8 protein-coding genes, 2 tRNA genes and 1 pseudogene are annotated in these 8,070 nt (G+C 75.8%); 1 reads left to right on the top strand and 10 read right to left on the bottom strand.

The window, feature by feature from the left end:
- The 9 genes from EDJALFJO_RS11110 to EDJALFJO_RS11070 all read right to left on the bottom strand — a co-directional run.
- A partial coding sequence (locus EDJALFJO_RS11110) for a hypothetical protein (protein ID WP_088285139.1) occupies positions 1-644 on the bottom strand: 644 nt, incomplete at its 3' end.
- The gene (locus EDJALFJO_RS11105) at positions 550-1,026 is read right to left on the bottom strand and encodes a hypothetical protein (RefSeq protein ID WP_088285137.1); all 477 of its coding nucleotides are present in this window, start codon (positions 1,024-1,026) and stop codon (positions 550-552) included. The genes EDJALFJO_RS11110 and EDJALFJO_RS11105, both read right to left, overlap by 95 nt.
- Before the next feature lie 58 nt (positions 1,027-1,084).
- Positions 1,085-2,173: a UDP-N-acetylmuramate dehydrogenase gene (locus EDJALFJO_RS11100; protein ID WP_088285135.1), complete on the bottom strand. Its 1,089-nt coding sequence runs from the start codon at positions 2,171-2,173 to the stop codon at positions 1,085-1,087.
- A 21-nt stretch (positions 2,174-2,194) separates the two neighbouring features.
- Positions 2,195-3,439 carry a sugar MFS transporter gene (locus tag EDJALFJO_RS11095; protein WP_198950199.1) on the bottom strand — a complete coding sequence of 415 codons (1,245 nt, stop codon included), beginning with the start codon at positions 3,437-3,439 and terminating at the stop codon, positions 2,195-2,197.
- A gap of 68 nt (positions 3,440-3,507) precedes the next feature.
- A complete protein-coding gene (locus EDJALFJO_RS11090; protein WP_088285133.1) occupies positions 3,508-3,951 on the bottom strand; it encodes a MaoC family dehydratase in 444 nt (147 codons plus the stop codon).
- A gap of 1 nt (position 3,952) precedes the next feature.
- Positions 3,953-4,399: a MaoC family dehydratase N-terminal domain-containing protein gene (locus tag EDJALFJO_RS11085; protein WP_088285131.1), complete on the bottom strand. Its 447-nt coding sequence runs from the start codon at positions 4,397-4,399 to the stop codon at positions 3,953-3,955.
- A gap of 130 nt (positions 4,400-4,529) precedes the next feature.
- A complete protein-coding gene (rpmG, locus tag EDJALFJO_RS11080; protein WP_088285129.1) occupies positions 4,530-4,700 on the bottom strand; it encodes a 50S ribosomal protein L33 in 171 nt (56 codons plus the stop codon).
- Positions 4,701-4,814: 114 nt separating this feature from the next.
- A tRNA-Met gene (locus EDJALFJO_RS11075) sits at positions 4,815-4,890 on the bottom strand.
- A 39-nt stretch (positions 4,891-4,929) separates the two neighbouring features.
- Positions 4,930-5,002: transfer RNA gene (locus EDJALFJO_RS11070), tRNA-Thr, on the bottom strand.
- 212 nt (positions 5,003-5,214) lie between these two features.
- On the opposite strand from EDJALFJO_RS11070, the gene EDJALFJO_RS11065 reads away from it, so the two are divergent.
- A complete protein-coding gene (locus EDJALFJO_RS11065) occupies positions 5,215-7,278 on the top strand; it encodes a methyl-accepting chemotaxis protein (RefSeq protein WP_088285127.1) in 2,064 nt (687 codons plus the stop codon).
- 7 nt (positions 7,279-7,285) lie between these two features.
- Here the strand turns inward: EDJALFJO_RS11065 and EDJALFJO_RS35510 are convergent.
- Positions 7,286-8,070 (bottom strand): annotated as a pseudogene (locus EDJALFJO_RS35510) (hypothetical protein); the annotation flags it as partial.

The following is an 8,070-nucleotide window of genomic DNA, read 5'->3' as shown; positions in this document are numbered from 1 at the left end:
GTGCGCTTGGCGGGGGTGCGCTTGGCGGGGGTGCGCTTCGCCGTGCGCTTGGCGGCGCCGCGCTGGGCGGCCGCGGACCGGCGGGCGGTGGCGCGCTCGGCCTCGGCCTGCTCCTGGGCACGGTGCTCGGCGCGGGTGCGGGCGGCCTTGCGGGCGCGGCGGGAGGCCTTCTCACGGGCGCGCCGGTCCTCGTCGGGCTCGAGCACGGGGACGGCGGGGACGACGTCCGCCTCGACGGCCGCGAGCAGCGGGCGCGGTGTGCCGGCGGCGCGGGTGAGGACGCGGGCGAGCCGCTCCGGCTCGGCGACCGTGACGGTCATCGACGGGTGGCGCAGCAGGCCGCCCGGCACCGCCGCGGCGACCGGCTCCCGGAAGGTGACGCACAGGCCGCGGGCGGTCGTCGTCCCGAAGGTGACGCCGAGATCGGCGAGCGAGACCCGGACGCCGTAGGCCTTGAGCGGGTTGTAGGGCCCGGTCACGGTGACGTCGTCCACGTTGCTCAGGGCGGTGACGAGGCGCCACGGGCCGAACGAGACCTCGAGGTGCTCGTCACCGACCTCGACGCGCGCGGTGCCGGGCCGGACCCCGAAGAACCGCAGCGGCAGCGACAGGGGAAGGGCGAAGTCGAACTCGAAGCGCTCCATGGAGGTCCCCGTACCCACCGGCCGGCGCCTCACGCGCCGCGGGGGCCGGATGTGAGCCGTCAGACACCGGGCGGGACCGGACGGCGAACGCCCGGACGACGACGAGCCCCAGCAGGGCGACCGGCGCGAGGTCCGCGAGGACGAGGCCGTGGCCGGGCGTGAGCGCCACGAGCACCGGCCCCTCGAACGCGTGGTTGGCGCGGGCGAAGACGAAGGCCGCGGAGAGGAAGCCGAGAACGGGCAGCACCCGTGGCCGCAGCGCCGCCCAGAGCGCCGCGACGACCATGAGCCCGGCGAGCCCGGCCTGCACCCGCGGCGCGAGCGTGCCGAGGGCGTCGTCGACGACCATCGCGTACAGCGCGTCGAGGCTCGGCCGGTCCATGTCCTGGTCCTCGGCAGCCGGGCGGGCGGGGTTGACCCCCGCACCCGCGACCGGCGGGCTACAGCACGCAGCCGACGAGGACCGGCTCCGGCACGAGGGTCACGCCGAACGCCGTCCGGACGCCGTCCCGCACCTCGCGGGCCAGCGCGAGGACGTCCGCCGCACGGGCGGTGCCGCGGTTGGTCAGCGCGAGGGTGTGCTTCGTCGAGAGCGACGCGGGCCCCGGCAGCCCGTGGCCGCGGGCGAACCCGGCGTGCTCGATGAGCCACGCGGCGCTCGTCTTGACCCGGCCGTCCGGCATCGGCCAGCGCGGGGCGCCCTCGGGCAGCGCGGCGGCCCCGGCGGCGTCGAGGACGGGGTTGGTGAAGAAGGAGCCGGCGCTCCACGTGTCGTGGTCGGCGGCGTCCAGGACCATGCCCTTGCCGCGGCGCAGGCCCAGGACCGCCTCCCGGACCGCCGCCGTCGGGGCCCGGCCGCCCGGTTCGACCCCCAGCGTGCGGGCCAGCTCGGCGTACCGGACCGGGCCGGACAGGTCGGCGACGGCCAGCTGGAACGTCACCTCGAGGACGACGTAGCGCGGGCCGCCGCGGAACCGCTCCTCCTTGAGCCGCGACGTCCGGTACCCGAACTCGAGGTCGGCGTTGGCCATGGTGACGACGCGACGGTCCTGCCGGTCCCAGGTGCGGACGGTCGCGACGGTCTCCGCGACGTCCTGGCCGTACGCGCCGACGTTCTGCAGCGGGGTCGCACCGGTCGAGCCGGGGATGCCGGACAGCGCCTCGACGCCGGCCCAGCCGCGCGCCACCGTGAGGCCGACGAGGTCGTCCCACGGCTCGCCGGCGGCCACGCGCAGCGAGACGCCGCCGCAGCTGTCGGCCGCGTCGACGTCCACCCCCCGGGTGCCGACGCGCACGACGGTGCCGTCGAAGCCGTCGTCGCCGACGAGCAGGTTGGAGCCGCCGCCGAGGACGAGCACCGGCTCGCCCGCGGCGTCGCACGAGCTGACGGCCTCGATGAGGGCGTCCGTCGCCGTCGCGTGCAGGAGGGTCCGCGCCGGGCCCCCGACGCGCAGGGTGGTCAGATCCGCCAGCGCGAGGGCCTGCCCGGGAACCCCGGGCGACGACGTGGCCGCTGAGGTCTCGGTCACGACCTCGACCCTAACCCTCCGTCACTCCGACGGCGCCAGTGGGCGCGCCGAACCGGCCGCGAGGAGGGAGAGCGCGACGGCGACGGCGACCCCGGACAGCGCCGGGACGACCCCGAACCGGTCGCCGAGCAGCCCGAGGAACGGTGGCCCGGCGAGGAAGGCGGTGTAGCCGACGGTCGCGACGACGCTGACCCGGGCCGCGGCCCGGACCGGGTCGTCGGCGGCCGCGCTCATCCCGACCGGGAACCCGAGCGCGGCGCCCCAGCCCCACAGCAGGGTGCCGAGGGCGGCGACGGCGAGCGGGACGGCCACGGGGACGTCCCCGACGAGCCGGGAGCCGAGGATGAAGACCGAGACCCCGACGAGGACGGCGAGCGCGCCGGCCCGCAGGGCCGCGACCCGGCCGACCCGGCGCAGGAACCACGGGCCGGTGAACCGGGCGAGCGTCATGGCGGCGACGAAGCAGCCGTAGCCGGCCGCGCCGATGCCGTCGTCGACCGAGTAGCCGTCGACCATCCCGACGGCGATCCAGTCGTTCGCGGAGCCCTCGGACATCCCCATCCCGAGGACCATGAGGCCGAGCAGCAGGGTCCGCGGCTCGGTCCAGGCGGCGAGCGCACCTGAGCCGGACCGCTCGGTGCGGGGCTCGTCCGGGGCGGCCGCCGTCCGGACGTGGTCGGCCGGCAGGAACGCCCGGGTGCAGGCGTACGCGGCGCCGAGCACGGCGAGCGCGACGAACGGCAGGTGCACCGCGACCGGGACGTCGAACCCGGCCATGACGGCGCCCAGCCCCGCGCCGCCCACGGTGCCGAGGCTGAACGCGGCGTGGAACCGGGGCATGATCTCGACGCCGAGACGGCGCTCCACCTCGGCGCCCTCGACGTTCATCGCGACGTCCCACAGGCCGTTGCCGAGCCCGACGAGGAAGAGCACGGGGACGAGCACGAGCACCGTCGGGGCGAGGCCGACGCCGAGCACCCCGAGGGTGCAGACGACGGACGCCGCCGCGACCGTGCGGGCCGGCCCGAGCCGGTGCACGACCGGGCCGGACAGCGGCAGCCCTGCCATCGCGCCGACCGAGACCGCGAGCAGCACGAAGCCGATCCCGCTCGGGCTGAGGTCGAGGGCGTCCCGGATCGCCGGGAGCCGGGACGCCCACGTCGAGAGCAGGCAGCCGTTGACGCCGAAGACCCAGTAGGTGGCGCTCCGGGCGCGACGGGCGCGCAGGTCGGCGGCCGCCCCGGCGGCGAGGACATCGTCGTGCACGGGCGGGGCTCCTCGGGTCGGGCCGGTCGCGGTGCGCTGCTCCGCGGCCGGTCGGGTGGTGCGGCCGGTCAGGGCAGGCGGACGACCGCCTGGGCCCGGCCGAGCACCTTGGACCCGTCGCACGTCGCCGTGAGGTCGACGCGGACGGTGCGCGCGTCGTCGTCCTTGGTGGCGACGACGCCGGACACGACGACCGTGGCGCCCGTGCCGTCGTCCGGCACGGGGACCATGTTCGTGAACCGGACGCCGTACTCGACGACCGCGCCCGGGTCGCCCGCCCAGTCGGTGACGAGGCGGCCGGCCGTCGCCATCGTCAGCATGCCGTGGGCGATGACGTTCGGCAGCCCGACGGACGTCGCGACGCGCTCGTTCCAGTGGATGACGTTGAAGTCCCCGCTGGCGCCCGCGTACTTGACGAGGTCGAGCCGCTGCAGCGTGAAGGACCGCTCGGCGACGGTGTCGCCGACGGCGACGGCGTCGAAGGAGGGCCGGGTCGTGGGGGTGCCGGTCATGTCACTCGCCCCCTCGGACGACGATGGTGGACGTCACGGTGCTGACGGGCTCGCCGCCCTGCGTCGCGATCTCGGACCGGGTGGACACCATCGAGTGGCCGCCGGCGGAGCGCACGGCGTCGACGTACGAGGTCGTCACGAGGACGTCCCCGACGGTGATCGGGCGGCGGTGGACGAACTTCTCCTCGCCGTGGACGACGCGCGAGTAGTCGATCCCGGCCTCGGGGTCGCGGACGACCCGGGCCTCGCTGCGCTGCGCGATGACGACGGCGAAGGTCGGCGGCGCGATGACGTCGGGGTGGCCGAGCGCGCGGGCGGCGTCGCCGTCGAAGTGCGCCGGGTCGGTGCTGCCGATGGCGGTGGCGAACTCGGCGATCTTCTCGCGGCTCACCTCGTACACGGACTCGGGCGGGTACTCCCGCCCCACGATGTCCGGGTTCACAGCCATCCGGGCCTCCTCGTCGTGCTCGTCGTCGGGCCGCCTGCGTCGTCCGGCCCCGGGCAACCTATCGACCCGGCGGACAAAGCACGACGGCCGCCCCGAGGGGCGGCCGTCGTCGGAGTGCGGGTGCCGAACGTCAGCGGGTCTCGCGGTGCGCCGTGTGCTTGGTGCAGCGCGGGCAGAACTTCGCGAGCTCCATGCGGTCGGGGTCGTTGCGGCGGTTCTTCTTCGTGATGTAGTTCCGCTCCTTGCACTCCGTGCAGGCCATGGTGATCTTGGGGCGGACATCCTGGGACTTGCTGGCCACGGTCGTGCCTCTCTGGAGTCAAGCGAGAATCAGCGGAAGGTCGTCGTGAAGCGCACGCGAGGGTCAAGCCTACGCGACGACCTGGTGTCGGTCGAACCGCGGGCCGGACCCGTGTGGTAGCGGAGGCGGGACTTGAACCCACGACACAGCGATTATGAGCCGCTTGCTCTACCAACTGAGCTACTCCGCCGGGATCGCAAGCACCCGGCGGACCAGGTCTTGCGACGAGAGCCCCAATAGGGAATCGAACCCTAGACCTTCTCCTTACCATGGAGACGCTCTGCCGACTGAGCTATTGGGGCCGGCTGCACCGCCCGGCACGCCGGGCGACGATCGCCTACGGTACACGGCCACCGGGCCCGGCGAGAAATCGCATTACGGGCCCGCGCAGGCGCCGGCGGGGGCGGCCCTCCTGGCGGCGTCCGCGCCGCGGGCGCCGCGGTCCCTCGCCTGCGCGAAGCACGAAAACGATCTCCGGGTACAGAGTCCCGCCGTCGGCACCGATCACCAAGAGGTGAACACCACGGGTCGACGCTCGCTGCGCCGCGCGCTCACCGTGCGGATCGTCGCCGTCGCCCTGGCCGCGGTGTGCACCGCTGTGCTGCTGCTCGCCGTCCAGGTCCAGCACGAGGCGGACCAGCAGGCCGCGGCCGCGGTCCGGTCGCAGGCGGCGCGGTCCGCCCAGCAGCTGACGGGCCTGTTCGGCGCCTGGCGGGACAACCTGCTCGTCGCCGCGTCCGACGCCTCGCTCACCGACTGGTACACCCGCCCGCAGGACCGGACGACGTTGCGCGGCCGGATCGAGACGACCCTGGTGCGGCTGCACGAGGTGTACCCGACCCTCATCGACGAGGCCTGCTACATCGACGGCGCGGGGCCGGAGCTGGCCCGGCAGGTGCGCGGCGGGGTGGCCCTGCTCGGCGACCTGTCCCCCGACGAGTCCGCGGCGCCGTTCTCCGCGCCGACGCTGCGCCTCGAGCCGGGCACCGTCTGGCAGAACGCCCCTTACGTCTCCGCGGACAGCGGCCGCTGGGTCGTCTCGAACTCGACCCCGATCGCCGTCGGCGGACGCAACCGCGCGTTCCTGCACTTCGAGGCGAACCTGGACGCCGTCCGCACCGAGCTCGCGCACGCGGCGGCCCCGGGGATGCGGGTGCGCGTCGTCGAGATCGGTACCGGGGACGTCGTCGCGGACACCGGCTCGGACGCAGCGATCACGGACGCGCCGTTCCGGCGGGACGCCGGGTGGGCCGGGGCCGGCCCGGTCCGCGCGGCGCAGACCGTCGACCTCGGCGCGACGAACGCCAACCGGTGGCGGCTCGAGGTCTCCGCACCCGCCCCGCGGCCGTTCACCGGCACGCTCGTCGCCGTCGTGCTCGCCGCGGTCGCCGTGGCGGCGGTCGTCATCGCGCTCGTCTCACGCCGGCTCGCCGGCGGCATCGCCGTCCCCGTCGAGGCCGTGACGCTCGTCGCCGAGTCGCTCGCGGAGGGCCGGCTCGACCTGCGGGCGCCGGTCTCGCGGGCCGACGAGATCGGCCGGATGGCGCAGGCCGTCAACGAGGCCATCGAGGCGACGGCCGCGCAGCGGGAGGCGATCGACCGTGCGCACGCCGAGCGGGCCGAGCAGCTGCGCGAGAGCCACCGCCGCCAGGAGCAGTCGGGCCGGCAGATGCGGGCCCGCGCCCAGGCGGTCATCGACGAGACGTCCGAGGCGGTCGTCGCCGAGCTGGAGCGCGTCGTCGAGCAGGTCGAGGAGGTCCGGTCGGGCGCCGGGAGCATCGACCGGCGGGTGGCCCGGACCGGCGAGGTGACCCGGACCCTCGTCGCCCAGGCCGGGACCGCCGACGAGGTGGTCGGGTCGCTGGGCCAGAGCCTGCGCCGGGTCGGCGGGATCGCCGACCTCATCGCGGGCATCGCGTCCCAGACGAACCTCCTCGCGCTCAACGCGACGATCGAGAGCGCGCGGGCCGGGACGGCGGGGCTGTCGTTCGCGATCGTCGCGCGCGAGGTCAAGGAGCTCGCCGCGAGCACCGCGACGTCGACCGGCGAGATCTCCGCGACGATCGGGGAGCTCGAGGCCGGGGCCGCGGCGGTCGCGCGCGCGATCGAGGTCATGGCCGGCAACGTCACGGGGATCGACGCGGCGTCCGGGGACGTCACCGCGCTCACCGCCCGCCAGCAGGAGGCCGTCGAGCGGCTCGCCGCGGGCGTGCGGGACGCGATCGACCGGATCCGGACGATGTCGAGCCTGACGCAGGGGCTCGAGCGCCGGGCCGCGGACCGTGTGCCGGTGACGACGCCGGCCGTCGTCCACGTCGGCGGGACGGCCCACGAGACCGTGGTGAGCGACCTCAGCGAGCAGGGCGCCCGGCTGCGGCAGCCGGCCGGCACGTCGCTCCTGGTCGGGCAGACCGTGCGGCTGGACCTCGTGCTCGACACCGGGACCTGGACGGTCGGCGCGCGGGTCGTCCGCACGGTGGGCAGCGGCGGGTCGGACGCCGGCCTGGAGTACACCGAGGTCCCCGCCGCGGCGGAGCGGGCGCTCGCCGACTACCTCGCCGGCTACCGCTCCGCGTGACCGCCGGTCAGGCCGGCGCGGTCACCGAGTAGGTCACCGAGAACGCGCCGCTGTTGTCCGAGCGCTTGAGGTCGTTGACCGTGAACGCGACGGTGCCGCCGGAGGCCGCCGTGAAGGACCTCGAGCCCCCGGCGAGCGACCAGCCCCCGGTGCCGACGCGCACGAGGAGCGCGCCGATCGGCGCACCCGGCAGCACCGCCTCGTTGGCGTCGAAGAGGGGCGCGCAGGACGCGGCCTTGCCGGTCACCGACCGGCCGCCGGAGGGCGTGAACTCGTTCTGCCCGGTGCACGAGTCGACGGCGAAGTAGCCGCCGACGACCGACCCGGCGGCCCGGACGCTCACGGTGCTGCCGGCGGAGACGGCCACGCCGGCGACGACCTCCTTGGCCGCGGCGACGGACGCCGAGTACGACCGGGTCGTCGTCGCCGGCTTCGTCGTCGTGGTGGTCCGGGCGCTCGTGGTCGTGCGGGCCGGTGTCGTGCGGGCCGGGGAGGAGGTCGCGACGCGGGTGCTCGTCGCGGACACCGGCCGGGTCGACGTCGTCGGGCCCGTCGTCGGCGCGCTCGTCGTGACGGTCGGGGACGTCGGCCCGGTCGTCGTGGGACTCGCGGGACCGGACGTCGTGACCGGCAGCGACGCCGTCGGGCCGCCCACGGGCAGGGCCGCCGGGGCGACGGGTGCCGCAGCACCCGCGGCCGACGCGGAGGCCGGGGCGTCGCCCGCGGGGCGCAGGAGCGTCACGGCGGTGCCGGCGCCGACGAGGGCGAGCAGGGCGGCGGCACCGCCGTGAC

It is taken from the genome of Kineosporia sp. A_224, from assembly GCF_002198655.1.
Lineage (GTDB): Bacteria > Actinomycetota > Actinomycetes > Actinomycetales > Kineosporiaceae > R-H-3.
Note: the sequence above shows the minus strand (reverse complement) of the source record. Positions and strands in the feature narration are given on the sequence as shown.

Excerpts from the sequence above, each read along its gene's own strand:
- EDJALFJO_RS11105 (WP_088285137.1), bottom strand. The coding sequence starts at position 1,026 with ATGGACCGGCCGAGCCTCGACGCGCTGTACGCGATGGTCGTCGACGAC.
- EDJALFJO_RS11090 (WP_088285133.1), bottom strand. The coding sequence starts at position 3,951 with ATGACCGGCACCCCCACGACCCGGCCCTCCTTCGACGCCGTCGCCGTC.
- EDJALFJO_RS11085 (WP_088285131.1), bottom strand. The coding sequence starts at position 4,399 with ATGGCTGTGAACCCGGACATCGTGGGGCGGGAGTACCCGCCCGAGTCC.